Source organism: Diaphorobacter sp. LR2014-1, assembly GCF_002916785.1.
GTDB classification, from domain to species: domain Bacteria; phylum Pseudomonadota; class Gammaproteobacteria; order Burkholderiales; family Burkholderiaceae_C; genus Diaphorobacter; species Diaphorobacter nitroreducens.
This window is the reverse complement of sequence record NZ_MTBE01000004.1, coordinates 172,763-197,456: the sequence shown is the minus strand read 5'-3', so window position 1 is coordinate 197,456 and position 24,694 is coordinate 172,763. Positions and strand designations below refer to the sequence as shown.

28 protein-coding genes are annotated in these 24,694 nt (G+C 66.5%); 10 read left to right on the top strand and 18 right to left on the bottom strand.

Annotation, left to right across the window (positions count from 1 at the left end; genetic code table 11):
• Positions 1 to 13 precede the first annotated feature (13 nt).
• Complete coding sequence (locus tag BV908_RS05705; protein WP_246867449.1) at positions 14 to 1,591, top strand: phospholipase D family protein; 1,578 nt, start codon at positions 14 to 16, stop codon at positions 1,589 to 1,591.
• On the opposite strand, the gene BV908_RS05700 is transcribed toward BV908_RS05705, so the two are convergent.
• From BV908_RS05700 to BV908_RS05685, 4 genes are all read right to left on the bottom strand, one after another.
• Complete coding sequence (locus BV908_RS05700) at positions 1,551 to 2,561, bottom strand: tRNA-dihydrouridine synthase (RefSeq protein ID WP_199856192.1); 1,011 nt, start codon at positions 2,559 to 2,561, stop codon at positions 1,551 to 1,553. The genes BV908_RS05705 and BV908_RS05700 overlap by 41 nt on opposite strands.
• 95 nt (positions 2,562 to 2,656) lie before the next feature.
• Positions 2,657 to 3,829, bottom strand: a complete 1,173-nt coding sequence (locus BV908_RS05695) for a class I SAM-dependent methyltransferase (RefSeq protein ID WP_103737469.1) — start codon at positions 3,827 to 3,829, stop codon at positions 2,657 to 2,659.
• 8 nt (positions 3,830 to 3,837) lie between these two features.
• Complete coding sequence (locus BV908_RS05690; RefSeq protein WP_047349507.1) at positions 3,838 to 4,359, bottom strand: GNAT family N-acetyltransferase; 522 nt, start codon at positions 4,357 to 4,359, stop codon at positions 3,838 to 3,840.
• A 155-nt stretch (positions 4,360 to 4,514) separates the two neighbouring features.
• Positions 4,515 to 5,951, bottom strand: a complete 1,437-nt coding sequence (locus BV908_RS05685) for a coniferyl aldehyde dehydrogenase (RefSeq protein WP_103737468.1) — start codon at positions 5,949 to 5,951, stop codon at positions 4,515 to 4,517.
• Between the two features lie 115 nt (positions 5,952 to 6,066).
• Here BV908_RS05685 and BV908_RS05680 point away from each other — a divergent pair, with 115 nt between their 5' ends.
• Complete coding sequence (locus tag BV908_RS05680) at positions 6,067 to 6,471, top strand: GFA family protein (RefSeq protein WP_015913916.1); 405 nt, start codon at positions 6,067 to 6,069, stop codon at positions 6,469 to 6,471.
• A gap of 83 nt (positions 6,472 to 6,554) precedes the next feature.
• Here the strand turns inward: BV908_RS05680 and BV908_RS05675 are convergent, their stop codons facing one another.
• The 3 genes from BV908_RS05675 to moaE form a co-directional block, all read right to left on the bottom strand.
• Positions 6,555 to 6,860, bottom strand: coding sequence for a hypothetical protein (locus tag BV908_RS05675; RefSeq protein ID WP_088886291.1), 306 nt, complete (start codon positions 6,858 to 6,860; stop codon positions 6,555 to 6,557).
• Positions 6,861 to 6,924: 64 nt separating this feature from the next.
• Positions 6,925 to 9,528, bottom strand: coding sequence for an ATP-dependent chaperone ClpB (gene clpB / locus BV908_RS05670; RefSeq protein WP_103737467.1), 2,604 nt, complete (start codon positions 9,526 to 9,528; stop codon positions 6,925 to 6,927).
• 68 nt (positions 9,529 to 9,596) lie between these two features.
• Positions 9,597 to 10,073 carry a molybdopterin synthase catalytic subunit MoaE gene (moaE, locus tag BV908_RS05665; RefSeq protein ID WP_015913919.1) on the bottom strand — a complete coding sequence of 159 codons (477 nt, stop codon included), beginning with the start codon at positions 10,071 to 10,073 and terminating at the stop codon, positions 9,597 to 9,599.
• 66 nt (positions 10,074 to 10,139) lie between these two features.
• Between moaE and BV908_RS05660 the strand changes: the two genes are divergently transcribed.
• The 3 genes from BV908_RS05660 to BV908_RS05650 all read left to right on the top strand — a co-directional run bounded on the left by BV908_RS05660 (position 10,140) and on the right by BV908_RS05650 (position 11,055).
• Positions 10,140 to 10,394, top strand: coding sequence for a hypothetical protein (locus tag BV908_RS05660; RefSeq protein ID WP_011806321.1), 255 nt, complete (start codon positions 10,140 to 10,142; stop codon positions 10,392 to 10,394).
• Positions 10,395 to 10,506: 112 nt separating this feature from the next.
• Positions 10,507 to 10,647 (top strand): DUF3149 domain-containing protein, encoded by a 141-nt coding sequence (locus tag BV908_RS05655; RefSeq protein WP_088886288.1) that lies wholly within the window; start codon positions 10,507 to 10,509, stop codon positions 10,645 to 10,647.
• 78 nt (positions 10,648 to 10,725) lie between these two features.
• Positions 10,726 to 11,055, top strand: a complete 330-nt coding sequence (locus BV908_RS05650) for a hypothetical protein (RefSeq protein ID WP_103737466.1) — start codon at positions 10,726 to 10,728, stop codon at positions 11,053 to 11,055.
• Positions 11,056 to 11,061: 6 nt separating this feature from the next.
• On the opposite strand, the gene moaD is transcribed toward BV908_RS05650, so the two are convergent.
• The 6 genes from moaD to BV908_RS05620 form a co-directional block, all read right to left on the bottom strand.
• Complete coding sequence (gene moaD, locus BV908_RS05645) at positions 11,062 to 11,325, bottom strand: molybdopterin converting factor subunit 1 (RefSeq protein WP_047349457.1); 264 nt, start codon at positions 11,323 to 11,325, stop codon at positions 11,062 to 11,064.
• Positions 11,322 to 12,566: a gephyrin-like molybdotransferase Glp gene (glp, locus tag BV908_RS05640; protein WP_103737465.1), complete on the bottom strand. Its 1,245-nt coding sequence runs from the start codon at positions 12,564 to 12,566 to the stop codon at positions 11,322 to 11,324. Before glp ends, moaD begins: the two co-directional genes overlap by 4 nt.
• Complete coding sequence (gene mobB / locus BV908_RS05635; protein ID WP_103737464.1) at positions 12,563 to 13,114, bottom strand: molybdopterin-guanine dinucleotide biosynthesis protein B; 552 nt, start codon at positions 13,112 to 13,114, stop codon at positions 12,563 to 12,565. Before mobB ends, glp begins: the two co-directional genes overlap by 4 nt.
• Before the next feature lie 79 nt (positions 13,115 to 13,193).
• Complete coding sequence (gene thrC, locus BV908_RS05630; RefSeq protein ID WP_011806326.1) at positions 13,194 to 14,624, bottom strand: threonine synthase; 1,431 nt, start codon at positions 14,622 to 14,624, stop codon at positions 13,194 to 13,196.
• A gap of 15 nt (positions 14,625 to 14,639) precedes the next feature.
• On the bottom strand, positions 14,640 to 16,001 hold the full coding sequence (locus tag BV908_RS05625; RefSeq protein WP_103737463.1) for a homoserine dehydrogenase: 1,362 nt from the start codon (positions 15,999 to 16,001) through the stop codon (positions 14,640 to 14,642).
• 70 nt (positions 16,002 to 16,071) lie between these two features.
• Positions 16,072 to 17,304: a pyridoxal phosphate-dependent aminotransferase gene (locus tag BV908_RS05620; protein ID WP_011806328.1), complete on the bottom strand. Its 1,233-nt coding sequence runs from the start codon at positions 17,302 to 17,304 to the stop codon at positions 16,072 to 16,074.
• A 152-nt stretch (positions 17,305 to 17,456) separates the two neighbouring features.
• On the opposite strand from BV908_RS05620, the gene BV908_RS05615 reads away from it, so the two are divergent.
• The 4 genes from BV908_RS05615 to BV908_RS05600 all read left to right on the top strand — a co-directional run bounded on the left by BV908_RS05615 (position 17,457) and on the right by BV908_RS05600 (position 20,769).
• Positions 17,457 to 17,831: an Mth938-like domain-containing protein gene (locus tag BV908_RS05615; protein ID WP_015913925.1), complete on the top strand. Its 375-nt coding sequence runs from the start codon at positions 17,457 to 17,459 to the stop codon at positions 17,829 to 17,831.
• Between the two features lie 165 nt (positions 17,832 to 17,996).
• Complete coding sequence (locus BV908_RS05610) at positions 17,997 to 18,485, top strand: peroxiredoxin (protein ID WP_011806330.1); 489 nt, start codon at positions 17,997 to 17,999, stop codon at positions 18,483 to 18,485.
• A 155-nt stretch (positions 18,486 to 18,640) separates the two neighbouring features.
• The gene (locus tag BV908_RS05605) at positions 18,641 to 20,404 is read left to right on the top strand and encodes a PhoH family protein (RefSeq protein ID WP_011806331.1); all 1,764 of its coding nucleotides are present in this window, start codon (positions 18,641 to 18,643) and stop codon (positions 20,402 to 20,404) included.
• Entirely contained in the window at positions 20,404 to 20,769 is a 366-nt protein-coding gene (locus BV908_RS05600; RefSeq protein WP_011806332.1) for a hypothetical protein, read from the top strand. Before BV908_RS05605 ends, BV908_RS05600 begins: the two co-directional genes overlap by 1 nt.
• A 71-nt stretch (positions 20,770 to 20,840) precedes the next feature.
• Here the strand turns inward: BV908_RS05600 and dnaB are convergent, their stop codons facing one another.
• The 5 genes from dnaB to rpsF all read right to left on the bottom strand — a co-directional run bounded on the left by dnaB (position 20,841) and on the right by rpsF (position 23,902).
• Entirely contained in the window at positions 20,841 to 22,259 is a 1,419-nt protein-coding gene (gene dnaB, locus BV908_RS05595; RefSeq protein ID WP_047349451.1) for a replicative DNA helicase, read from the bottom strand.
• A 182-nt stretch (positions 22,260 to 22,441) separates the two neighbouring features.
• Entirely contained in the window at positions 22,442 to 22,894 is a 453-nt protein-coding gene (rplI, locus tag BV908_RS05590; RefSeq protein ID WP_011806334.1) for a 50S ribosomal protein L9, read from the bottom strand.
• Positions 22,895 to 22,908: 14 nt separating this feature from the next.
• Positions 22,909 to 23,190 (bottom strand): 30S ribosomal protein S18, encoded by a 282-nt coding sequence (gene rpsR / locus BV908_RS05585; protein ID WP_011806335.1) that lies wholly within the window; start codon positions 23,188 to 23,190, stop codon positions 22,909 to 22,911.
• An 18-nt stretch (positions 23,191 to 23,208) separates the two neighbouring features.
• Positions 23,209 to 23,499, bottom strand: a complete 291-nt coding sequence (gene priB, locus BV908_RS05580; protein WP_047349450.1) for a primosomal replication protein N — start codon at positions 23,497 to 23,499, stop codon at positions 23,209 to 23,211.
• A 25-nt stretch (positions 23,500 to 23,524) separates the two neighbouring features.
• On the bottom strand, positions 23,525 to 23,902 hold the full coding sequence (gene rpsF, locus BV908_RS05575) for a 30S ribosomal protein S6 (protein ID WP_011806337.1): 378 nt from the start codon (positions 23,900 to 23,902) through the stop codon (positions 23,525 to 23,527).
• Positions 23,903 to 24,141: 239 nt separating this feature from the next.
• On the opposite strand from rpsF, the gene grpE reads away from it, so the two are divergent.
• On the top strand, positions 24,142 to 24,678 hold the full coding sequence (gene grpE / locus BV908_RS05570) for a nucleotide exchange factor GrpE (RefSeq protein WP_011806338.1): 537 nt from the start codon (positions 24,142 to 24,144) through the stop codon (positions 24,676 to 24,678).
• Positions 24,679 to 24,694: the final 16 nt, after the last annotated feature.

The window sequence follows — 24,694 nt, the reverse complement described above, 5'->3', positions numbered from 1 at the left end:
GCACGCCGCCGCCATGCCTCGCAGCCCCGCCGCAGGCGCCCTGCGGCGCTGGTGCGCCATCGCGTGGCTGGCGTTGCTCTGCGCGGGCTGCGCCGGCCTGCCCCAGGAGGTGGACAGGCCCGTCTCCACCGCCCTCGACACCACGGCGCAGCCCACGGCATTGGCGCAATGGGTCCAGGAGCTGCGCCAGGCGGCAAACGCCCGCGCGCCCTCGGGCTTCATGCTGCTCGGCAGCCCGCAGGAGGCCTACGGCAGCCGGCTGGCCCTGGTGCACGCGGCGCAGAAGACGCTGGACCTGCAGTACTACGCGATCCATGCCGACGAGAGCTCCGCGCACCTGCTGCGCGCCGTGGCGGCGGCCGCGCGGCGAGGGGTGCGGGTGCGCATCCTGCTGGACGACTTCCACAGCACCGGGCGCAACGCCCTGGTCATGGGCATGGCGTTCGTGCCGAACGTCGAGATGCGCATGTTCAACCCGGTGGCGGGGCCGCGCGCCTCCGCCCTGGGGCGGCTGTGGGGGTCGGTCGCCGACTTCTCGCGCGTGCAGCAGCGCATGCACAACAAGCTGTTCGTCGCCGACAACATGATGGGCGTGACGGGCGGACGCAACCTGGGCGACGCCTACTTCGGCAGGTCGCGGGCCGAGAACTTCGTGGACCTCGACGTGCTGGCCGCCGGCCCCATCGTGGCCGACATGTCGCGCAGCTTCGACAGCTACTGGAACAACCCGCGCGCCTACCCCGTGCAGTCGCTCATCACCCGCGAGGAACTCGAGCGCCTGCGCGCGCAGGTGCTGCCCGAAGAAGACGACGCGCCCGAGCGGCCGGCCCATGCGTGGGACTCACGGCCCATGGACCTGCGCGCCGCGCGGTTCACCTGGGCGCCGGCGGCGATGCTGGCGGACAAGCCCGCCAAGATACCGCTGGACGGCGACGAGGCGCAGGGGGCCGGCGACACAGTGATCGACGGCCTGCTCGGCCTCATGGCGGGCACGCGGCGCGAGCTGCTCGTCATCTCGCCCTACTTCGTGCCGGGCGGCGACATGCTGCGCGCCTTCGCGGCGGCACGCGCGCGCGGCGTGCGCGTGCGCGTGCTGACCAACTCGCTGGCCTCCAACGACGCGCCTATCGCCCATGTGGGCTACGCGCGCCACCGCGAGGCGCTGCTGGCCATGGGCGTGGAGCTCTACGAGCTGCGCAGCGAGCAGGCCGGCCTGCGCTCGGCCTTTGGCAGTTCGGGCGCCAGCGCGGCGGGGGCTTCGCGCTCCATGCTGCATTCGAAGGTCATGGTCGTGGACGGCCGCATGGTGGTGGTCGGCTCCATGAACCTGGATCTGCGCTCCCAGTTGCACAACACCGAGATCGCCCTGCTGATTCGCAGCCGCGCCCTGGCCGCCGAAGCTGCGCAGCAAATCGACACCGCCATGCGCGAGGGGGCGTGGCACCTGCAACGCAGCGCCGACGGTGACCTGGTCTGGCGCGCGCCGCAGGGCAGCGGCCTGGAGGATGCGCACACCGACCCCGACAGCAGCCTGGCCTTGCGGCTGTTGCTCAAGCTGCTGGGGCCGCTGGCGCCCGACCACCTGCTGTGACAGATGCCCCAGCGCAGACGCGCGCCACCCACGCGGTAATGGCCTGCTGGTCGGTCATCACGCGCACCTCGTCGAACGCGGCCTGCGCCTGCGGGTAACGGCGGCGCAGCAGGTTCAGCCACTGCTTGAGCCGGCCGGCGCGCTGGCGCGGCTCCAGGTCTTCGCACACCAGATGCCAGAAGCGCGCCATGTGCGGCAGCAGGTCTTCCCAGGGCAGGCCCAGTGCAGGCGCACCGCGGTCGTGAGCGCGGATAGACAGTGCCAGGCCCGGGTCTGCCACGATGCCGCGGCCCAGCATGAGAGCGTCGCAGCCCGACACGCTGCGGCACCGCAGTGCGTCCTGCACGGTCCAGATCTCGCCGTTGGCCACCACCGGAATGCCCACCGCCTCGCGAATCGCGGGGATCTGCTCCCAGTACGCGGGCGGGCGGTAGCCGTCGGCCTTCGTGCGCGCATGCACCACCAGCTCGCAGGCGCCGCCGCGTGCCATGGCCTGCGCGCATTCACGCGCCAGGGCTGCATCGTCGTAGCCCAGGCGCATCTTGGCGGACACCGGTACATGCGCGGGCACGGCGCGGCGCACCGCCTCCACCACCGCCGCGATGCGCTCGGGCTCGCGCAACAGGGCCGCGCCACCCCCATGGCGGTTCACCGTCTTGGCGGGGCAACCGAAATTCAGGTCAATGCCTTCCGGACCCAGCTCTGCCAGCCGGGCCGCGTTCTCGGCCATGCTGACCGGGTCCGATCCCAGCAGCTGCGCCCGCACGGGCACCCCTGCCAGCGTGCGGCCGCCGTGGTTCAGCTCGGGTATGTAACGCAGGAACACCTTGTCCGGCAGCAGGCTGCCGGTGACGCGGATGAACTCGGACACACAGCGGTCCACCCCGCCCACCCGTGTGAGCACGTCGCGCAGCACGAAGTCGAGCAGCCCTTCCATGGGGGCGAGCAGCAGTGGTGCGGGCGTGCTCATCAGCAGTTTATGGGTCAAACAAGCCTCTAGCGCTTACTATTCAAGCGCTGTAAGCTATAAAAACAGGAGCATCATATCGCCCGAGCGCATGCGATTCAGGACTGTTGCGTCGGGCTTGCCAAACCCAGGCGCCACAGCGACGTGACCTCGGCCGCGCGCGCGTCGGCCAGTGCATCGCCACCGGCGGTGGCCTTGGCGTGGCGCGGGCGGATGTCGTGGCGGCCCAGCACCCGCAACCCCGCGGCGCCAATCCAGCCCAGCAGTGCGTCGCGGGTGCGCAGGCGCAAATGCTCCGCCAGATCCGACAGGATGAGCCATCCCTCGCCGTGCGGCGCCAGGTGCGCAGGCAGCCCCGTCAGAAAACCACGCAGCATGCGACTGTCTTCGTCATACACCGCGCGCTCGATGGGCGCGCTGGCCTTGGCCGGCAGCCAGGGCGGGTTGCAGACGATGAGTGGCGCCCGCCCGAAGGTGGTCGCGGGCGGGAACAGATCGGTCTGCAGCAGCTGCACGCGGTCCTCCAGGCCCAGCCGCGTCAGGTTGTCCCGCGCGCAGGCCAGGGCACGCGGGTCCAACTCGGTCGCCACCACGCGGGCCACGCCACGCCGTGCCAGCACCGCGGCCAGCACGCCGGTGCCGGTGCCAATCTCGAAAGCGAGCGCATCCGCGCCCGGCGGCAGCGGGGCCTGGGCGACCAGGTCCACATACTCGCCCCGCACGGGCGAAAACACGCCGTAATGCGGGTAAATGCGTGCACCCAGAGCGGGCACATCCACGCCCTTGCGGCGCCATTCGTGCGCCCCCACGGCGCCCAGCAACTCGCGCAGCGAGACAACGGTGGGCTCATGCAGCGCCGGGCCCCAGGCCTCGGCGCAGGCCGCGCGCCAGTCGGGCGCGCGGCGCAGGGCGATGCCCCAGTCGGGCTGCAGCTCGATCAGCAGCAGCCCCAGCAGGCGGGCGCGCTGTGCCTGCGCCTGGCGATGTAGATGAAAGGCGTGCGGGAACTCCGCCGCGGGCACGGCGCTGTTCCGACCGCCTTTGCCGCTCTTGCGCGGACGTTCGATACGGCGCTTGAGCGCGTCCAGCAGATGGCGCGCGTTCTGAAAGTCGCCGCGCCACAGCAGGCCCGTGCCTTCGCATACCAGGCGATAGGCCGCATCGGCAGCCAGCGTGTCGTCAGCCAACACCACCCGGCGCGGCGCGCTGGCGCCGCTTTCGGAGCGCCACGGCGCGCTGCGGTCCTCGCCGTGTTCGCTCCAGTGGATCATGGCGGGGCTCAGTTGATCGGGCGCTTGAGGCGCACTTCCTCGATCTTCACGCCGCCGACCACAGCGGTCTTGGCGGTCGTCATCTCGCGCTTGAAGCCGGCAAGTTCATGAAAGCGCAGGGCACGCTCATTGCGCAGCGGCACCCAGGCCGTCACGGTGGTGCAGCCCTCTTCGTGCAGGCCCTCGCGCGCGGCGTCCCACAGGGCCACGCCCACACCCTTGTTCCAATGCGAGGGGGCCGCGTAGATGGCCCAGATTTCACCGGTGGTGTTGCGCGTCTTTTCATCACGCGAGCGGTCGAAGCCGACGAAACCAACGATCTTGTCGCCGTCCACGGCCACCTGGACCTGGGGCTCGCAATACTCGATCGCCTCGCGCCAGTAGGCTTGGCGCTTCTCGACGGACGACATGGACTTCAACTGATCGTCAGGCAGCAGCCCTCGGTAAGCTTCCAACGCGGCGGAGGTATGAACCTGGGCAATGGCTTTGGCATCGCGAAGGGTGGCGGGACGAACCTGGATACTGGACATGGGAAAACGAAAGCAGGTGAAAAGCGAAAAACCCAGCATTTTCGCGCAAATGCCGCTTCGCCTCTCATGCCCCGCAGTTTCCACCTTGCCAACCCCACCATTGCACGCAAACGCGGCCATCTGTGGCATAGCGCACATGCCACGGCCACGCCGCGCTACATCAGGCGGCGCAGCAGCGCCATCACCTGGTCGAAACGCGCGCCATAGGGCGGGTATAGCAGATGTCCCAGCGACCAGCGCGACTGCGCCAGCACCGACTTCTGGTGGCAAAAGCGCAGAAAGCCCGCCTCGCCATGGTAGGCGCCCCAGCCGCTGTCACCCACGCCGCCAAAAGGCAGCGCGTCGTGCGCGATGTGCATCAGCGTGTCGTTCACCGAGACGCCGCCGCTCACGGTGCGCCGCAGCACATCGTCGCGCACCGCCTCGCTGCGCCCGAACCAATACAGCGCCAACGGACGCGGGTGCGCGTTGATGTGGGCAATGGCATCGTCCAGGCGCTCGTAGCTGAGCACGGGCAGCACGGGCCCGAAGATCTCTTCCTGCATGAGCTGCATGTTCGGGCTGGCACCGAACACCAGCGTTGGCGCCATCTGCCGCCCTACCCCGTCGCCGATACCCGGAGGCGGTGGCGGGGGTGCGCCCGGCACGGGTTGCAGCACGTGTACCTCCGCCCCTTGCGTCTGGGCCTGCTGCAGCATGGTGCGCAGCCGCGCGAGGTGGCGCGTGCTGATGATGGAGGCGTAATCCGGGTTGCCCTCGAAGTACGGAAACAGCCGCGCCACCGCCACGCGGAACGCCTCGGCAAAGGCCGCCTCGTTGCCACGCGGCAGCAGCACGTAGTCGGGTGCGATGCAGGTCTGGCCCGCGTTGAGCAGCTTGCCATGGGCGATCTTGAGCGCTGCCTCCTGCATGTCGCAGTCCGCATCGATGATGCACGGCGACTTGCCGCCCAGCTCCAGCGTGGTCGGCGTGAGATTGGCGGCCGCAGCCTGCGCAACCTTGCGGCCCACGGCGGTGGAGCCGGTGAACACCAGATGGTCGAACGGCAGCGATGCCACGAGCGCGGCCTTGGCCGCGTCGCCCTGCACCACGCAGAACTCTTCGGGCGCGAAGAACTGTGCCACCAGCGCGGCCAGTTGGGCCGACGTGTGGGGCGTGAGCTCACTCGGCTTGAGCATCACCCGGTTGCCCGCGGCCAGCGCACCAATGGCCGGCCCCAGCGCCAGCTGCACCGGGTAGTTCCACGGCGAGATGATGCCCACCACGCCCAGCGGCTGACGCTCTATCCAGCCACGCGCTGGCTGCAGGAACAGCGGCGTGCGCACCTTGGTGCGCCGACTCCAACGCGCCAGATGCCTGAGCGTGTGCCCCAGTTCCGCGCGCAGCACGAAAAGGTCGGCCACCTCCGTCAGGCGCTGTGAGCGCATGCCAAAGTCCGCTTGCACCGCCGCTGCCAGCACCGGCCCATGTTCGTCCAGCATCTTGGACAGCCGCAGCAAGCGCTCTCGACGCACCATCAAGGGCACATCGGGGTGGGCGCGGCTGGCTTGGCGCTGGAGGTCGAACAGGTGGCGGATGTCATCAGGGCTCATGCCGTGCATGATAGGGCTCGCCACCCCACCGCCAGACCGAGCCGCGCGTGACATTGTGTTGCCGCCCTGCCCCCGTAAGATGCGCCCCTGCCCTTCCGCTTGAAAGGAACACGAGATGAACGGTCATTGTCTTTGCGGCGCAGTCCACTTCACGTCCCCCGTGGCCAAGGAAATCGGCGCCTGCCATTGCGGCTTCTGCCGCCGCTGGGGTGGCGGGCCGCTGCTGGCCGTGCATTGCGGGCCGGAGGTGGAGTTCACGGGTGAGGAGCATATCGGCGTGTATGCGTCCTCTGATTGGGCACAGCGGGCCTTCTGCACGCGCTGCGGAACGCACCTGTACTACAAGCTGCTGGCGACGGGCGAGTATTTCATTCCCGCCGGGGCCTTCGAGACGCAGGACTTCGAACTGGCCAGCCAGATCTACATCGACAAGAAGCCCGCGTACTACGCCTTCGCGAACCAGACGCCGACGCTCACCGAGCAACAGGTGATCGCGCAATACGGGCCGCCCAACGGCTGAATGCACGGGGTGGAGAGTGTTATAGCCTTTTAAGCCTCCAGCGCTCATCCAGCAAGCGCAAGCAGCTCATGTTTCAATAGCAACTAATGCACTTCGCGCGGCACGACGTCGGTGACGTCCGTGCTGCGCTGCGGGGCATGCGCCGTCGGGCCGGGCGCCGTCCAGCGCGCCGTGCTGCGGTACACGGTGCTCCACCCCTCGCGCGGGTTCATGCGCATCGCCCAGGGCATGACCGGGCGGCCCGTGAGGCGCGCCCACACGGCGCGTGCGCCCCACACGAGTGCCAGAACGGCGGCCGCGGCCAGCAGACTCAGGAAAAAAAGCGCACCCATGGCGACGACCACGAGCCGCAACGTCCACCGGATCGCGCCGGCCACAATTTCGTTCAAACCATGCCCCTTTCTGGCAGATGAGAGCGCGGGAAAGGCCCGCGCCCTCGTTCAATGGTAGACCTCACCCCGCGGGGCGGGCCTCGCCGAAGTGGAATACCCCTGGGTCTGTCACAGGATCGACATCCACCGGAATCACGCTCTTGGGCGGGTAGCGGCCCTCCAGCAGCAGCTTGGACAGCGGGTTCCCGATGCGCTGCTGGATGGCCCGCTTGAGCGGACGCGCCCCGAACACCGGGTCGAACCCCACCTTGGCCAGTTCGCCCATCGCGGCCGGCGACACCTGCAGGGTCAGGTCCATTTTGGCCAGCCGCGCCTCCAGCAGACGCAACTGAATGCGTGCAATCGCTTCGATGTGCTTGGCATCCAGCCCGTGGAACACCACCGTCTCGTCGATGCGGTTGAGGAATTCGGGACGGAAATGGCCCTTGAGTTCCCCCCACACGGCTTCCTTGATGTCCTCGGCATCCTGGCCCACCATGGCCTGGATCAGGTGCGAGCCAATGTTGCTGGTCATCACGATCACCGTGTTCTTGAAATCCACGGTGCGCCCCTGGCCATCGGTCAGGCGGCCGTCGTCAAGCACCTGCAGCAGCACGTTGAACACGTCGGGGTGGGCCTTTTCCACCTCATCCAGCAGCAGCACGCTGTAGGGCTTGCGGCGCACGGCCTCGGTCAGGTAGCCGCCCTCTTCATAGCCCACATAGCCGGGAGGCGCGCCAATCAAGCGCGCGACGCTATGCTTTTCCATGAACTCGCTCATGTCGATGCGCACCAGATGCTCTTCACTGTCGAAGAGGAACCCGGCCAGCGCCTTGCACAGCTCGGTCTTGCCCACGCCCGTGGGCCCGAGGAACAGGAAGCTGCCCAGCGGCCGGTTGGGGTCCGACAGGCCCGAGCGCGAGCGGCGGATGGCATTGGCCACGGCGGAGATCGCCTCGTCCTGGCCCACCACGCGCTCGTGCAGCTTTTCCTCCATGTGCAGCAGCTTGTCCTTCTCGCCCTGCATCATCTTGGCCACGGGAATGCCGGTGGCGCGGCTGACCACCTCGGCGATTTCCTCGGCACCCACCTGGGTGCGCAGCAGCTTGTGCTTGGTGCCGGTCCCGCCGGCCTCGCTGTCCTGCGCTTCCTTCAGGCGCTTTTCCAGTTCTGGCAGCGTGCCGTACTGCAGCTCGGCGACCTTGTTGAAATCGCCCTTGCGCTTCAGGTCGTCGATCTGCGTGCGGATGGCATCGATGTCCTTGCGGATCTGTTCGGAGCCCTGCGCGCTGGCCTTCTCGGCTTTCCAGACCTCTTCCAGGTCGGCGTACTCGCGCTCCACATTGCCCAACTCTTCCTCGATGAGCTGCAGGCGTTTTTGCGAGGCCTCATCGGTCTCTTTCTTCATCGCCTCGCGCTCGATCTTGAGCTGGATCATGCGCCGCTCGAGCTTGTCCATCGACTCGGGCTTGGAGTCGATCTCGATCTTGATCTTGGCCGCGGCCTCGTCGATCAGGTCGATGGCCTTGTCAGGCAAAAAACGGTCGGTGATGTAGCGGTGCGACAGCTCGGCCGCGGCCACGATGGCCGGGTCGGTGATGTCCACGCCGTGGTGCGCCTCGTAGCGCACCTGCAGGCCGCGCAGGATGGCGATGGTGTCTTCCACGCTGGGCTCGTCCACCAGCACCTTCTGAAAGCGCCGCTCCAGCGCCGCATCCTTCTCGATGTACTTGCGGTATTCATCCAGCGTGGTCGCGCCGATGCAGTGCAGCTCGCCGCGCGCCAGTGCGGGTTTCAGCATGTTGCCCGCGTCCATGGCGCCTTCGGCCTTGCCGGCGCCGACCATGGTGTGGATCTCGTCGATGAAAAGGATGATGCGGCCTTCCTCGTGCGCCACTTCCTTCAGCACGGACTTCAGACGCTCCTCGAACTCGCCGCGGTACTTGGCACCCGCCAGCAGGCCGGCCATGTCCAGCACCAGCACGCGCTTGTTCTTCAGCGTCTCGGGCACCTCGCCCTCGACGATGCGCTGGGCCAGCCCCTCGACGATGGCGGTCTTGCCCACGCCGGGCTCGCCGATCAGCACGGGGTTGTTCTTGCTGCGCCGCTGCAGCACCTGGATGACGCGGCGGATCTCGTCGTCGCGGCCGATCACCGGGTCCAGCTTGCCCTGGCGGGCGCGCTCGGTCAGGTCCAGCGTGTATTTCTTCAGCGCCTCGCGCTGGCCCTCGGCTTCGGCGCTGTCCACCTTCTGGCCGCCACGCACGGCGTCGATGGCCGCCTCCAGGCTCTTGCGGGTCACGCCGTTGTCCTTGGCCAGCTGCGCGGCCTCGCCCTTGCTGTCGACCAGCGCCAGCAAAAACAATTCGCTGGCGATGAACTGGTCGCCGCGCTTGATGGCCTCCTTCTCGGTGGCCTGCAGCACACGGCCCAGCTCGGGGCTGCCCTGCACCTGGTCCTGGCCCTGCACCTGGGGCAGGCGCTTGACGGCGGCCTCGGCCGCGGCCAGCAGGCCCGGCACATTGGCGCCGGCACGCTGCAGCAGCGCGCGCGGGCCTTCATCCTGGCGCAGCATGGCCACCAGCATGTGCACGGGCTCTATGTAGGCGTTGTCATGTCCCAGGGCCAGCGACTGTGCATCAGACAGCGCTTCTTGGAACTTCGTGGTGAATTTATCGAGACGCATGTGAAACCTCCAACTTGTCACTAGCTAGGGCTCCGGGGCCTCGATTTCAAGCCGCCGGACGATAAAAGTCAGCCCACCTGGGGCGGCGCGGCGATGCCCCAGCGCGCCAGCGCCGCATCGTCGCTCACGCGCGCATCCACCCAGCGCGCACCATCTGGCGTCTGCTCCTTCTTCCAGAACGGCGCCTGGGTCTTGAGGTAGTCCATGACGAACTCGCAGGCCTGAAAGCTCTCGCCGCGGTGCGCCGAGGTCACGGCCACCATCACGATCTGGTCCATGGGCGCGAGCAGCCCCACGCGGTGGATCACGCGCACGCCATAGAGGTTAAAACGTGCAAACGCCGCATCCACCATGGCCTCGATGGATTTCTCGGTCATGCCCGGGTAGTGCTCCAGCTCCATGGAGGCCACGCTGTCCCCTTCGTTGCGGTCGCGCACCGTGCCCACGAAGCAGCACACCGCCCCCACGCGCGCGTCCCGCGCACGCAGCGCCGCCAGCTCGGTGGAAACGTCGAAGTCATGGGTCTGGATGGAAACGCGGTGCATGGCAGTGGTCAGCGGCAGAATTGCGGAATTGACGGCACTTTAACGCCCACCCCACACTTGCACACCATGGCCCTGCAGACCATCACCACCGACGACTACCTGCTCTACCCCTCGCCGCGCAATGCGCACCGTGTGGTGTTTGAGTTCCAGACTTTCGTGCCCCACCCCTATGCCTTGATCGATCTGCCCAGCTTCGACCTGGCGGGCCGCTACAGCCTGTTCTCCGCCCACCGCAAGGCTGACGCGAAGATGGGCCAGCTCGTGACCTTCGAGCTGGAAGGCGACCAGCAGCGCTTTGAGCGCCTGTTCGTGCCTGATTGAAGGTACTTGACGACAATAGTGGGGTATACCCGGATTTTTGACTTGTCTCAAAGGGGCTCCCGCCGGGCTGCGCTGCAATGGCTCCATCACATAACGACGGAGGAAAAATGCCATGCAACTGCTCAAGCAACTCTTCACCACCGAGGTGGGTCTGTTCAGCGCCATAGGCATCGGTTTCATGCTGTGCATGGGGGGCTTTTTCATCTGGCTGTTCACGCGCAACGATGCGCCCCCGGCACAGCAAAAGCGCTGATCCGCTCCAGACCCGCGCGGGCGCCGTCTCCGGCAAGAGCGGCGCCTGTGTTTTTTCGCCGTGCCAGACAATAGGCGGATGCACGACGACAACCAGATCCTGGTCCCGCCCTCCTTCATCGCGCTGTACAGCGACACACGCGCACGCCTGCAGGCGCCTGCCGCCGAGGTGCGGGCGCGCTACGAGTGGTGCGAGGACCTGGCCTGCCACTTGGTGGAACAGGCGCAGCAGCTGTACCACGGCGGTGCGCGGTCGGAAGAAGGGGTGCTGCTGGGCATCCACGCCGGCCTGGCCGGTCCGGACGCGGGCGTGACCCCGGCCGAGGCGCGCTGGATCACACTGCGCCTGGCCGAGTTGCTGGGGTGGCGCAGCCCCGAGCTGCCCGCCCTGGCGGTGGAGCAGCCTTGAACGCCGTCAGCCGCCCGTGACGGGCGGAAAGAACGCCGCCTCGGCGCCTGCCGCCAGCGGCGTGGCGTCATGCGCCATGGTCTGGTCGAGGGCCACGCGCACGGCGCGCCCGCGCGAGAGGCAGGTGGCCCAGGGCTCGCCACGGGCGATGAGTTCATCGCGCAAGGCGCCCAGCGTGGTGGCGCCGGTCTGCACCGTCTCCTGCCCCGTGCCCACGGCCTCGCGGATGGAGGCGAAGTAGCGCACCGTGATCGTGAAGGGCGTGGTCATGACAGCAACTCCGCAAATGGCAGGAAGCGCACGGTGTCGCCGCGCGCAATGGTCTGGCCGGCGGGGTTGTCTACCACGCCGTCCGCCCAGGCGGCCGAGGTAAGCACGCCCGAGCTTTGGTTGGGAAACAGCTCCAGCGTGCCGTCGGTACCCTGGCGCACGCGCAGGAATTCACGGCGTTTATCGGCCCGGGGCCAGTCGAATCCAGCCGTAGCAGCTATCGCTTTAGGAGCAATATCACGCACGCCCTGCAGGCGCAACAGGAAGGGGCGCACCAGCAGGCCGAAGGTGACGAAGCTGGACACGGGGTTACCCGGCAGGCCCATGAAGTGTGCACTGCCGCCCGCGTGGGGAATCTGGCCGTAGGCGAAGGGCTTGCCCGGCTTCATGGCGATCTGCCAGAGCTGCAGCGTGCCCAAGCGCTCCACCGCCGGCTTGATGTGGTCTTCCTCGCCCACACTCACGCCGCCGCTGGTCAGGATCAGGTCATGTCCCTGGGCAGCCTCGCGCAGCGCGGCCACGGTGGCCTCGCGCCGGTCGGGCACGATGCCTAAGTCGCTCACCTCGCAGCCCAGGCGCAGCAGCATGGCGCGCAGGAAGAAACGGTTGCTGTTGTAGATGGCGCCGGGCTTCATCTGCGCGGGCGGCACATCACCCGGCATGACGAGTTCGTCGCCCGTGGAAAAAAGCGCCACGCGGGGCCGGCGCGCCACCTGCAGGGTGCCCAAGCCGATACTGGCAGCCAGGCCCAGCTCTGCGGGGGTGAGGCGCGTGCCAGCGGCCAGCACCTCAGCACCCCGGGTGATGTCCTCGCCCGCGCGCCGAATCCACTGACCCTGGGCCGGTACGGCATTCACGCGCACGCGATCCCCGTCGAGCGCCTCGCAGTCTTCCTGCATCACGATGGCATCGGCCCCCTCGGGCACCGGCGCGCCCGTGAAGATGCGCGCCGCCGTACCCGCCGCCAGCGGCACGCCGAAGGCGCCCGCGGGAATACGCTGCGCCACCGGCAACTCCACCCCCGCTGCCGGCACGTCGGCGCAGCGCACGGCGTAGCCGTCCATCGAGCTGTTGTCGTTGGGCGGCACCTGCAGCGGCGAGGTGGCGGCCTGCGCGAGCACGCGACCGTCGGCGTCGAAGGTGTTGACGGTGTCGGTGCCTGCCAGCGGGGCGGCCTGCGCCAGCAGTTCGGCCAGGGCTTCGTCCAGTGGCTTGAGGGGTGCACGCGCTTGGGGTTTCATTCGCAGGCCTCCGCCCGGTCGGGCACATAGTCAAAACGCGCGCCCTGTGCCAGCAGCCATTGCACCACGGCGTGAGGGTCGTCCAGGTTGAGCACCGGCAGCGCGGTGGCCACCGGCGGCAGCGGCGCGTCGGTGGCCACGGCGACGATGCAGGGATCGTGCGGATAGAGTGCGGGCCGTTCGCGGTAATCGGGTGATGCGGCGCGCCAGATCTCGATCTTGGGCAGGTCGCTTTCCTTGAAGCCTTCCACCAGCACCCAGTCCACGCGCGGATCCAGCTCGGCCAGCAGTTCGTGCACGCTGGGCGTGTGCTCCTGCTCGAATTCGCGCATCAGCGCCATGCGCCGGTCGGAGGCCACGGCCACTTCGTAGGCGCCGGCCTCGCGGTGGCGCCAGGTGTCCTTGCCCACATGGTCGATGTCGAACTTGTGGTGCGCATGCTTGACCACCGACACGCGCAGGCCATGCAGGCGCAGTTCGGGAATCAGCTGCTCCACCAGCGTGGTCTTGCCGCTGCCTGAATAGCCGGCAAAGCCAACCACCTTCATCCCGACACTCCTTCAGTTTCACTCATCTATTAATAGCTACCAGCGCTTGATGGATAAGCGCCAGAGGCCGATTTGATCCCTAATCGCAATGGGCTGCGATATAGGCCTTGACCTGCTCGGCATCGGCCGCCAGCACCTGCAGGCGCTTGGGCAATTGCTCGATGCCCTCGAACCTGGCCGGGCGCTCGGGCGCGCGGCCCAGGGCTTCCTGGATGGTCTCGGCGAACTTGATGGGCAGGGCCGTCTCCAGCACGATCATGGGCACGGCGGGATCGCCACGGTGCTCGCGCGCCACCTTCACGCCGTCGGCGGTGTGGGTGTCGATGATCTGGCCGAATCGCTCGTACGTGTCGCGGATGGTGGCCAGGCGGTCGGCGTGCGTGCTCTTGCCGCTCTCGAAACCGTACTTGGCGCGTGCGTCTCGAAACACGGGGTCGCTCCCCAGGTCGAAGAAGCCCTGTTTGGCCACGCCCTCGGCGAACAGCTCGCGCGTGCGCTCCGCATTGCGCCCCAGCAGGTCGAACACGAAACGCTCGAAGTTGCTGGCCTTGCTGATGTCCATGCTGGGGCTGCTGGTCTCGTGCGTGTCGGCCGCGCCGCGCACGCGGTAGGCGCCTGTGCGGAAGAACTCGTCGAGCACGTCGTTTTCGTTGGTGGCAACGATCAGGCGGTCGATCGGCAGGCCCATCTGGCGCGCCACGTGGCCGGCGCAGATGTTGCCGAAGTTGCCGCTGGGCACGGTGAAGCTGACCTTTTGGCCGTTCGTCTCCGTCGCCTGGATGTAGCCCGCGAAGTAGTACACCACCTGCGCCAGCAGGCGCGCCCAGTTGATCGAGTTGACGGTGCCGATCTTGTATTGGGCCTTGAACGCGTGGTCGTTGCTCACCGCCTTGACGATGTCCTGGCAGTCGTCGAATACGCCTTCGATGGCCAGGTTGTGGATGTTCGCGTCCTGCAGGCTGAACATCTGCGCCTGCTGGAACGGGCTCATGCGACCGTGCGGGCTGGTCATGAACACGCGCACGCCCTGCTTGCCGCGCATGGCGTACTCGGCCGCGCTGCCGGTGTCGCCGCTGGTGGCGCCCAGGATGTTGAGCTGCTCGCCACGGCGGGCCAGTTCGTACTCGAACAGGTTGCCCAGCAGTTGCATGGCCATGTCCTTGAAGGCCAGCGTGGGGCCGTTGGACAGGGCCTCGATCCACAGGCCGTCTTCCAGGTGGCGCAGCGGCACGATCTCACCCGTGCCGAACACTTCGGCGGTGTACGTCTTCTCGCACAGGCGCTTCAGGTCCGCGGGCGGGATGTCGTCGATGTACAGCGACAGGATGCGGAAGGCCAGCTCGGCATAGCCTTGCGTGTGATAGGCGGTGCGCAGCGCGGTCAGCTCGGCGTCGCTGATCTGCGGGTAGCGCTCGGGCAGGTACAGGCCGCCGTCGGGCGCCAGGCCTTCGAGCAGGATGTCGCAGAAATGCTTGCGGTCCGCGTGGCCGCGGGTGGACAGGTACAGCATGGCGTGCAGCCCCTCTTAGTTGTTGAGCTCTTCCTTGCGGATGCGCGTGATGCTGGCCAGCACCGTGGGCAGGCCCTGGATTCGGGCGAGCGCAGCGTCCATGTCGCCCTCGCGCGTGTCGTGCGTGAGGATGATCAGGTCGGTCTGCGTGCTGCCTTCGCCGCCCACTTCGTCGGCCTCGCGCTGCAGCACGGCGTCGATGCTGATGCCCGCGCCGGCCAGGATGCCGGTGATCTTGGCCAGCACGCCGGCCTCGTCGGCCACGCGGATGCGCAGGTAGTAGCTTGTGACCACGTCGGCCATGGGCAGCACGGGCAGCTCCTGCCCCGCCTCGCGCAGCGTGTGGCTTTGGAAGGCCAGCGGCGGCACGCGGTGCGCGGGGTCGGCCTCGATCAGGCGGGTGATGTCCACCAGGTCGGCGATCACGGCGCTGGCGGTGGGCTCGCTACCCGCGCCTTTGCCGTAGTACAGCGTGGTGCCCACGGCGTCCCCGTGCACCACCACGGCGTTCATCGCGCCTTCGACATTGGCGATCAGGCGCTTGGCCGGCACCAGCGCGGGGTGCACGCGCAGCTCCACGCCATCGGGCGTGCGCTTGGTCGCGTCGCCCTGGCGGCGCTTGGCGATCCCCAGCAGCTTGATGCGGTAGCCCAGTTGCTCGGCATAGCGGATGTCGACGGCAGACAACTTGGTGATGCCCTCCACGTAGGCCTTGTCGAACTGCACCGGAATGCCGAAGGCGATGGCGCTCATGATGGTGGCCTTGTGCGCGGCGTCCACGCCCTCGATGTCGAAGGTGGGGTCGGCCTCGGCGTAGCCCAACGCTTGCGCTTCCTTGAGCACCACGTCGAAGTCCAGGCCCTTGTCGCGCATCTCGGACAGGATGAAGTTGGTGGTGCCGTTGATGATGCCGGCCACCCACTGGATCTGGTTGGCCGCCAGGCCTTCGCGCAGCGCCTTGATGATCGGAATGCCGCCGGCCACCGCCGCCTCGTAGGCGACCACCACACCCTTCTCGGCCGCGGCCTTGAAGATCTCCGTGCCATGCACGGCCAGCAGGGCCTTGTTGGCCGTCACGACATGCTTGCCGGCGGCGATCGCCTCCAGCACCAGCTGCTTGGCGATGCCGTAGCCGCCGATCAGCTCGACCACGATGTCGATCTCAGGGTTGGCGATCACTTCGCGCGCGTCGCCCACCACGCGGGCGTTCTCGCCCACGATGGCGCGGGCGCGGGCGGTGTCCAGGTCGGCCACACAAGCAATCTCGATGCCGCGGCCGGCGCGGCGGCGGATTTCTTCCTGGTTGCGCGACAGGACGTTGAACACGCCGCTGCCCACGGTGCCAATGCCCAGCAGGCCCACTTGGATCGGTTTCATATCAGGGTTACCCGTCAAAAAAGGCCCCAGCGCCCTATTGACGGGCGCCAGCAGCTATCAAAAATGAAGTTCACGCCGCCTTGGCGTGGCGCTGCCGGTAGGCGGCCAGGAAGCCCGCCAGCCGGCCGATGGCCTCGCGCAGGTCGTCTTCGTGCGGCAAGAACACGATGCGAAAGTGCTGGTTGTCGGGGTAATTGAAGCCCGAGCCCTGCACCAGCATGACCCGCGTGGCGCGCAGCACTTCCATAAAGAACTGGCGGTCGTCCGCGATGGGGTACATCTCGGGGTCCAGGCGGGGGAACATGTACAGCGCCGCCTGCGGCTTGACGCAGGTGACGCCGGGGATGGCGGTGATCAGCTCGTAGGCCAGGTCGCGCTGGCGGCACAGGCGCCCGCCGGGTTTGACCAGGTCGTTGATGCTCTGGTAGCCGCCCAGCGCGGTCTGGATGGCCCACTGGCCCGGCACGTTGGAGCCGAGCTTGATGTTGGCCAGCATGTTGATGCCCTCGATGTAGTCGCGCGCGGCCGTCTTGTCGCCCGAGATCACCATCCACCCGGCGCGGTAGCCGCAGGAGCGGTAGGCCTTGGAGAGCGAGTTGAACGTGAGCGTGACCACGTCGGTCGACAGGCTGGCCATGGCCGTGTGCTTGACGCCGTCGTACAGCACCTTGTCGTACACCTCGTCGGCAAACAGCACCAGGTTGTGCTCGCGCGCGATCTGCACGATGCCCTTGAGCAGCTCGTCCGAGTACAGCGCGCCCGTGGGGTTGTTGGGGTTGATGACCACGATGCCGCGCGTGCGCGGGGTGATCTTGGCGCGGATGTCCGTCAGGCTCGGCATCCAGCCGTTGTCTTCATCGCACAGGTAGTGCACAGGCCGACCGCCCGACAGGCTGGCCGCCGCCGTCCACAGCGGATAGTCGGGTGCGGGCACCAGCAGCTCGTCGCCGTCGTCCAGCAGCGCGTTGGTGGCCATGGTGATCAGGTCGCTCGCGCCGTTGCCCAGGTAAATATCGTCCAGCGTCACGCCGGCCACGCCCTGCTGCTGGCTGTAGTGCATCACGGCCTTGCGTGCCGCAAAGATGCCCTTGCTGTCCGAGTAGCCCGCCGAGTTGGGCAGGTTGCGGATCATGTCCTGCTGGATCTCCTCGGGCGCGTCAAAGCCGAACGGCGCCAGGTTGCCGATGTTCAGCTTGATGATCTTCTGGCCCTCGTCCTCCATCTGCTTGGCCGCGTCCACGATGGGGCCCCGGACATCGTAGAGAACATTGTTGAGTTTGGCGGATTTGCGGATGGGCTTCATGTGCGGGCAGGCGTGAGGAGAGGGGCGCAAGTGGGGCTGCGGCCCCGCCGGGCGCAGGGCGCCTCGGTCAAACCTATAATTTGACCACAGTTCCACCCAAGGCCCCGGCCACCGCACAACCGCGCAGGGTGCGGGCAGCCTCCGCAACGCCCATGAAATTCCAGCCCGAACGCCCCGATACCCAGTCCATCACCGCCTACGGGCCGGACTGGATCGGCGTGGACGCCGATCGGGTGACCGAGAGCGTCATCATCGGTGCGCGCGGCCAGCGCATCGCCTGGAACTGCCGCCGCTTCGAGGACCTGACTGCCGCGCACTTCGCGCAACTCGCTGAACTGGACGCCGAGGTGGTGATCTTCGGCAGCGGCCTGCGCAACCGCTTTCCACCGCCCGCCTGGTTGCAGCCACTAATGGCGCGGCGCATCGGCCTGGAAACCATGGACACCCAGGCCGCCTGCCGGACCTACAACGTCCTGGCAGGCGAAGGGCGCAACGTGGTCGCAGCCCTGCTGTTGGAAACCGAGTAACGGCAGATTTCCCCTGTCGCTGTATCCGGGTGCCAGTGCGGCCGGTTCTCCTGGAGGGGGTTTCGGGGTAAAATAGCCTGTTGCGGTCGGGGGCACCACCCAAAAAAGAGTACACCCCCACTCCCCCGGCTTTTCTTCGACTAATTCGTGAGAGATAGAAGTGCCATGGCGATCGTTGTCAACAAACCCCTTCCTGAATTTGAAGCCAACGCGACTGGCGGAATCAAGGTTTCCAACGTCTCGCACCAGGGCCAGATTCTGATTCTGTATTTCTACCCGAAGGACAACACCCCGGGCTGCACCACTGAGGCCATGCAGTTCCGCGACAAGTTCAAGGATTTCGAGAAGGCCGGTGCCGTGGTCTTCGGCGTGTCGCGCGACAACATGAAGTCGCATGACGACTTCAAGGAAAAGCTGGAGCTGCCCTTCGAGCTGATCGCCGACACCGAAGAGAAGATGTGCCACATGTTCGGCGTAGTGAAGAACAAGATCATGTACGGCAAGAAGGTCAAGGGCATCGAGCGCAGCACCTTCCTCGTCAATCCCGAAGGCATTCTGGTGCAGGAATGGCGCGGCCTGAAGGTACCCGGCCATGTGGACGAGGTATTGAAGGCCGTGAAGGCGATCAAAGCCCCTGTCAAGAAAGCCGCCTGAACACCTGACGGCTCTACCGTGGGCCGCCACGGGGAGCATGCATAATGGGTCAATGCTGCTGAGAAACGCAACACGCTCCCCGCAATCCAAAGCCGCCTCGGTCTCCTAGGCGGCTTTGTGCTTTTTGAACGTTACTTTCCTCAAGGCTCCCTGCAATGCCCCTGCCCCCCGCCCCGACCCAGCGCGCCGCCCTGCTCAAACCAGACGCCTATCGCATGACGGTTTTCGAGGATGACGAGGCCGCGGAGGCTTCCGCGGCCCCGCCCGCTACAGCGGCCGCTCCCACTCGCAAGCGCGCGGCCACCAAGACCAGCGCCGCCAAGAAAGCCGCCGCACCTGATACCGCCATCCCATCCGGTGCAGGCCGCTCGACCAAAGCAGGGGTATCTGCTGCATCCGCCCATTCGCGCGCACGCCCTGCGGATGAGGGCGCAGTGCGCATGAGACCCCCTGTCACCGCAGTGCCCCCGGCTGCCCCGCCGCGCGCCGCACCGGACGCTGCACCTCGCAAGAAGCGTGCTGCCGGGCCGAAGAAGATGTTCGTGCTCGACACCAACGTGCTGCTGCACGATCCCACGAGCCTGTTCCGCTTCGAAGAACACGACATCTTCCTGCCAATGATCGTGCTGGAGGAACTCGACGGCCACAAGAAGGGCATGACCGAGGTGGCCCGCAACGGCCGCCAGGCCAGCCGTACGCTGGATGCGCTGGCGGCAGCCCATGGCAGCGCCGACATGGCCTTGGGCCTGCGCCTGGATTCCACGGGCCAGCGCGCCGCCGGCGGTTGCCTGTACTTCCAGACCGCCCCCCTGAACTACCAGTTGCCCTCCAGCCTGCCCCAGGGCAAGGCCGACAACCAGATCCTGGGCGTGGTGGAAGCGCTGCGCAAGCTGCATGCGCCGCGCGAGGTGGTGCTGGTGTCCAAGGACATCAACATGCGCGTGAAGGCGCGCGCCCTGGGCCTGGTCGCGGAGGATTACCAGAACGACAAGACGCTGGAAGACGGCGACCTGCTCTATTCGGGCAGCCTTGCGCTGCCAACGGACTTCTGGACCAAGGCCGGCAAGAACGTCGAAAGCTGGCAGAGCGGCGTGCACATGTACTACCGCATCAGCGGCCCCGTGGTGGCGCAGCTGATGATCAACCAGTTTGTGTATTTCGAGGCGCCGGGCGAACCCAGCCTGTATGCGCGCGTGACCGAGATCCGGGACAAGACGGCGGTGCTGGAGACGCTCAAGGACTATGGCTCGTCCAAGAATACGGTCTGGGGTGTGAACACCCGCAACCGCGAGCAGAACTTCGCCATGAACCTGCTCATGGACCCCGACGTGGACTTCGTGACGCTGACCGGCACGGCCGGCACCGGCAAAACGCTGATGGCGCTGGCCGCGGGCCTGACCCAGGTGCTGGACGAGCGCCGCTATACCGAGATCATCATGACCCGCGCCACGGTGAGCGTGGGCGAGGACATCGGCTTCCTGCCCGGTACGGAGGAAGAAAAGATGGGCCCCTGGATGGGCGCGCTGGACGACAACCTGGAATTTCTTGCCAAGGGCGACGGGGGCAATGCTGGCGAGTGGGGCCGCGCGGCCACCAATGAGCTGATCCGCAGCCGCATCAAGATCAAGAGCATGAACTTCATGCGCGGGCGTACCTTTCTGAACAAGTACGTCATCATCGACGAGGCGCAGAATCTGACGCCCAAGCAGATGAAGACGCTGGTCACCCGCGCGGGCCCCGGCACCAAAATCATCTGCATGGGCAACCTGGCACAGATCGACACGCCCTATCTCACGGAAGGCTCCTCCGGCCTGACCTATGCGGTGGACCGGTTCAAGGGCTGGCCGCACAGCGGGCATATCCTGCTCGCGCGCGGCGAGCGCTCGCGCCTGGCCGACTTCGCCAGCGAGGTGCTCTGATGGCCGTGGGCTGGATGTCCGCGCTGAAGCTTGTGCCCTGGGGCGACGTGATCGAGGCCACGCCCCAGATCATGCAGGCCGCGCGCAAACTCATCAGCAACACGCGCAAGGCGCCGCCGCCCGAGGCGCCCGCGCAGCGGATCGACAGCACGCCCGATCAACTGGCAGTACTGCAAGCGCGGATGGCCCAGCTGGAGGAAGACCAGCGCGCGTCCGCCGCGCTGATCAAATCGCTGGCCGAGCAGAACGCCCAACTGGTGCGCGCCGTCGATGGGTTGCGCCGGCGCAGCCTGCACCTGCTGCTCGCCGTCTGCGGGCTCGGCGTATGCACGCTGGCGCTGCTCGCCTGGGCACTGTCGCGTTGAGACCGCTCAATCACTATTAAATAAATAGCTGCTAGCGCTTACCCAGTAAGCGCCAGAGCCATTTTTGACTCTTAATAGTAATCATCACCTGCGCCCACCGCCAGGTTCTCAAAGCGCGTCTGGTTCTTCTGGAAGAACAGCTTCACCGTGCCCGTGGGGCCGTTACGCTGCTTGCCGATGATGACTTCGGCAATGTTCGGCTCCTTGGACTCCTTGTTGTAGTAGTCGTCGCGGTAGATGAACATGATGATGTCCGCGTCCTGTTCGATGGCGCCCGATTCGCGCAGGTCACTCATCATGGGACGCTTGTCGGTGCGCTGCTCCACCGAACGGTTGAGCTGCGACAGCGCGATCACCGGGCACTGCAGCTCCTTGGCCAGCATCTTCAGGCCCCGCGAGATCTCGCCCAGCTCAGTGGCGCGGTTGTCGGAGCTGTTGCTGCCCGAGCCGCTCATGAGCTGCAGATAGTCCACCACGATCAGGCCGAGCTTGCCGCACTGGCGCGCCAGGCGGCGCGCGTTGGCGCGCAGCTCGGATGGGGTCAGGCCCGGCGTCTCGTCGATGTGCAGGCTCACGGTGCGCAGCCGCTCGATGGCTTCGGTCAGGCGCGGCCACTCCTCGTCGCTGAGCTTGCCGGTGCGCAGGTTGCCCTGGTTCACGCGCCCGATCGAGCCCACGATACGCACCGCCAGCTGGGCGGCGCCCATTTCCATCGAGAAGATGGCCACCGGCAGGCCCTCGTTGAGCGCCACATGCTCGGCAATGTTCACCGCGAACGAGGTCTTGCCCATGGAAGGGCGCGCCGCGAGCACCACCAGGTCGCCTGCCTGCAGACCGCTGGTCATGCGGTCCAGGTCGGCGAAGCCCGTGGGCACGCCGGTCACGTCCATGGGGTTGTCGGCCATCTCCTGTACGCGGTCCAGCAGGTCGATCACGAGCGAGTCAAGCGACTGGAAGCCCTGCTTCATCCGCGAGCCCTCTTCGCCGATGGCGAAGATCTTCTGCTCAGCCTCGTCCAGGATGCGCTCCACCGGCCGGCCCTGGGGATTGAAGGCGTTGGTGGCGATGTCGTCGCTGGCGGTCACCAGCTTGCGCAGGATGGCGCGCTCGCGCACGATCTCTGCGTAGCGGCGGATGTTGCTGGCGCTGGGCACGTACTGCGCCAGGCTGTTCAGATAGGCCAGCCCGCCGATCTCCTCGGCCTTGCCCATGCCCTGCAGATGCTCGTAGACCGTGATTACGTCCGCGGGCTTGCTGGCGTTGATCAGCGCGCCGATGGCGGCGTAGATCTGCTGGTGCTCGTGGCGGTAGAAATCGCCATCCACCAGCAGGTCACCCACGCGGTCCCACGCCATGTTGTCCAGCAACAGGCCGCCCAGCACGCTGGACTCTGCCTCGATGGAATGGGGCGGAACACGCAACTGGGCCACCTCGCGATCCAGCGATGGGACGGTATAACCGTCAGGAAGGGTGGGCACAACGGCAGACATGGGACTCAGGGGCTTTCAGGAGGGCAAGCAGACGATGCTAGCGGGCGGTGCCACGCCCGTCATTGCACAACTCTGTGGATAAGGCGTGCAAAGACAGTGGGCAGCAGGTGCACAGGTGCGGGTGAAAAAACAAAAGCCGCCCAAGGGCGGCTTTGTATGGCAGAGCCAGGGGTGCGAACCGATCAGGCCGTTTCGCCGTAGACGGACACGGTGACTTCAACGGCCACGTCGGTGTGCAGGGCCACCGTGACGGTGTTGTCGCCCACGACCTTGATCGGGCCGTTGGGCAGGCGGACTTGCGACTTCACCACGTTGTAGCCTTGCTTGTTCAGCTCTTCGGCGATGTCATGGTTGGTCACGGAGCCGAACAGACGGCCGTCCACGCCAGCCTTCTGCGTCAGCTTGACGGTGGTGCCGGCCAGCTTTTCGCCTTGTGCCTGGGCGGCAGCCAGCTTCTCGGCGGCGGCCTTTTCAAGTTCGGCGCGCTTGGCCTCGAACTCGGCCTTGGCGGCTTCGGTGGCGCGGCGGGCGCGGCCCGTAGGGATCAGGAAGTTGCGGGCGTAACCGTCCTTGACCTTGACGATCTCGCCGAGGTTACCGAGGTTCACGACCTTGTCGAGCAGGATGATTTGCATGGTAATCGTGCTCCTTAGATCTTGTGCTGGTCGCTGTAGGGCAACAGGGCCAGGAAGCGGGCGCGCTTGATGGCGGTGTTGAGCTGGCGCTGGTAGATCGCGCGCGTGCCGGTCAGGCGCGCGGGGATGATCTTGCCGTTCTCGGCGATGAAGTCACGCAGGGTGTCGACATCCTTGTAGTCGATTTCTTCGACGCCTGCGACCGTGAAGCGGCAGAAGCGCTTGCGCTTGAACAGCAGCGACTGGGTGTTGCGCTTCGGGCGCTTGTCCTTGTTGAATTTCTTGAACGTGGCCATTTTCGGACCTCTTGAAAATTAATCTTGTTGAATATCCTGGATGTGGAACACCAATCCCTTGCCGCTGCGCCCCGTGGCCAAGAAGCCCTGGAACCTCCAGACGCTTCCCAGTGCTTGCCGGGCCAGGCGCTCCGCAAGAGCGCCAAATGCGAGGGCTTTCACGCTGGCCTTGACCTGCCGATCCGCCCCGGCTTCCCGCTGGAGCGACTCGTGCTCGAGTCGTATATCCAGCGCCGGCAGGCCGGCGGGCGTGTAGCGCAGAGGCTGGACCTCGGCGATACAGGCTGTCAGGACCCAATGGTTGTTCACACCTCCTGGCTGACAGGCTGGTCGATCAGCGCTCGTTCGAAGCGGCAAACTCGGCCTGGCTGGCCTTGCGTGCTTCTTCGCGCTCGACGGTCTTCATCATGGAGGACGCGCCCGTTTCGGCCTTCTTCTTCTGCACCGTCAGGTGACGCAGCACGGCGTCGTTGAACTTGAAGGCGTGCTCGAGTTCGGCCATCACAGCCTGGTCGGCTTCGATGTTCAGGCACAGGTAGTGGGCCTTGGCCAGCTTGTTGATCAGGTAAGCCAGTTGACGGCGACCCCAATCTTCCACACGGTGCACCTGGCCGCCGCCGGCGACGATCATGCCCTTGTAGCGCTCCAGCATGGCCGGAACCTGTTCGCTCTGATCCGGATGGATCAACAAAATGATTTCGTAGTGACGCATGCAAACTCCTTTTGGATGACACCACCCGCCGCGTCGTGTAGCGGTGTGGCAAGGCAAAGCGCGAGATTATAGCAACGCGCGCTCACTTTGTACACTGCGCACCGTCCACACTCCCGCACGCGGCACGCCAACGCCCCCGCGTTGCACGCAAAGAACGCCATTTGCACCATTCGCGCTTGAAAACCGCGGATGCGCCCCTAACTGGCGCGCACAAGCATTCCAATTCAACCCGAGTCGACATGTCCGAGAACCAGAATCCCCCTCCCTCTCCTGAAGAGATTGAAGCGGCGATGTCCGCCAATGCCGCCGACGAACTGAACCGCCTGCAGGGCGAACTGGCCGAGCTCAAAGCCAAGAGCGCCGACTTGGCCGATCAATTTTTGCGCGCCAAGGCCGAGGCCGAGAATGCCCGCCGGCGTGCGGAGGATGAGGTAGCCAAGGCCCGCAAGTTCGGCATTGAGAGCTTCGCCGAAAGCCTGCTGCCTGTCTGCGACAGCCTGGACGCCGCCCTGGCCATCGAGAACGCCACGGCCGAGCAACTGCGCGAGGGTTCGGACGCCACCCTGCGCCAACTGATGTCGGCGCTGGAGCGCAACAAGGTGGTCATCGTGAACCCCGAGGCCGGCACCAAGTTCGACCCGCACCAGCACCAGGCCATCAGCATGGTGCCCGCCGACCAGGAAGCCAACACCGTCGTGAGCGTGCTGCAAAAGGGCTATCTGATCTTTGACCGCGTCCTGCGCCCTGCGCTGGTCACGGTGGCCGCGCCCAAGTAAATAAATCTCAGCACCG

Bases quoted from the DNA above. Each gene is read 5' to 3' on its own strand.
- rpsF (WP_011806337.1), bottom strand. From the start codon at position 23,902: ATGCGTCACTACGAAATCATTTTGTTGATCCATCCGGATCAGAGCGAA.
- grpE (WP_011806338.1), top strand. From the start codon at position 24,142: ATGTCCGAGAACCAGAATCCCCCTCCCTCTCCTGAAGAGATTGAAGCG.
- BV908_RS05700 (WP_199856192.1), bottom strand. From the start codon at position 2,561: ATGAGCACGCCCGCACCACTGCTGCTCGCCCCCATGGAAGGGCTGCTC.
- mobB (WP_103737464.1), bottom strand. From the start codon at position 13,114: ATGAAGGTGGTTGGCTTTGCCGGCTATTCAGGCAGCGGCAAGACCACG.
- moaD (WP_047349457.1), bottom strand. From the start codon at position 11,325: ATGACCACGCCCTTCACGATCACGGTGCGCTACTTCGCCTCCATCCGC.
- rplI (WP_011806334.1), bottom strand. From the start codon at position 22,894: ATGCAAATCATCCTGCTCGACAAGGTCGTGAACCTCGGTAACCTCGGC.
- moaE (WP_015913919.1), bottom strand. From the start codon at position 10,073: ATGCACCGCGTTTCCATCCAGACCCATGACTTCGACGTTTCCACCGAG.
- dnaB (WP_047349451.1), bottom strand. From the start codon at position 22,259: ATGTCTGCCGTTGTGCCCACCCTTCCTGACGGTTATACCGTCCCATCG.
- glp (WP_103737465.1), bottom strand. From the start codon at position 12,566: ATGAAACCCCAAGCGCGTGCACCCCTCAAGCCACTGGACGAAGCCCTG.
- BV908_RS05650 (WP_103737466.1), top strand. From the start codon at position 10,726: ATGCACGACGACAACCAGATCCTGGTCCCGCCCTCCTTCATCGCGCTG.
- BV908_RS05620 (WP_011806328.1), bottom strand. From the start codon at position 17,304: ATGAAGCCCATCCGCAAATCCGCCAAACTCAACAATGTTCTCTACGAT.
- thrC (WP_011806326.1), bottom strand. From the start codon at position 14,624: ATGCTGTACCTGTCCACCCGCGGCCACGCGGACCGCAAGCATTTCTGC.
- BV908_RS05605 (WP_011806331.1), top strand. From the start codon at position 18,641: ATGCCCCTGCCCCCCGCCCCGACCCAGCGCGCCGCCCTGCTCAAACCA.
- BV908_RS05610 (WP_011806330.1), top strand. From the start codon at position 17,997: ATGGCGATCGTTGTCAACAAACCCCTTCCTGAATTTGAAGCCAACGCG.
- BV908_RS05655 (WP_088886288.1), top strand. From the start codon at position 10,507: ATGCAACTGCTCAAGCAACTCTTCACCACCGAGGTGGGTCTGTTCAGC.
- BV908_RS05680 (WP_015913916.1), top strand. From the start codon at position 6,067: ATGAACGGTCATTGTCTTTGCGGCGCAGTCCACTTCACGTCCCCCGTG.
- BV908_RS05695 (WP_103737469.1), bottom strand. From the start codon at position 3,829: ATGATCCACTGGAGCGAACACGGCGAGGACCGCAGCGCGCCGTGGCGC.
- BV908_RS05660 (WP_011806321.1), top strand. From the start codon at position 10,140: ATGGCCCTGCAGACCATCACCACCGACGACTACCTGCTCTACCCCTCG.
- BV908_RS05705 (WP_246867449.1), top strand. From the start codon at position 14: ATGCCTCGCAGCCCCGCCGCAGGCGCCCTGCGGCGCTGGTGCGCCATC.
- clpB (WP_103737467.1), bottom strand. From the start codon at position 9,528: ATGCGTCTCGATAAATTCACCACGAAGTTCCAAGAAGCGCTGTCTGAT.
- BV908_RS05690 (WP_047349507.1), bottom strand. From the start codon at position 4,359: ATGTCCAGTATCCAGGTTCGTCCCGCCACCCTTCGCGATGCCAAAGCC.
- BV908_RS05615 (WP_015913925.1), top strand. From the start codon at position 17,457: ATGAAATTCCAGCCCGAACGCCCCGATACCCAGTCCATCACCGCCTAC.
- BV908_RS05600 (WP_011806332.1), top strand. From the start codon at position 20,404: ATGGCCGTGGGCTGGATGTCCGCGCTGAAGCTTGTGCCCTGGGGCGAC.
- BV908_RS05625 (WP_103737463.1), bottom strand. From the start codon at position 16,001: ATGAAACCGATCCAAGTGGGCCTGCTGGGCATTGGCACCGTGGGCAGC.
- BV908_RS05685 (WP_103737468.1), bottom strand. From the start codon at position 5,951: ATGAGCCCTGATGACATCCGCCACCTGTTCGACCTCCAGCGCCAAGCC.
- rpsR (WP_011806335.1), bottom strand. From the start codon at position 23,190: ATGGCCACGTTCAAGAAATTCAACAAGGACAAGCGCCCGAAGCGCAAC.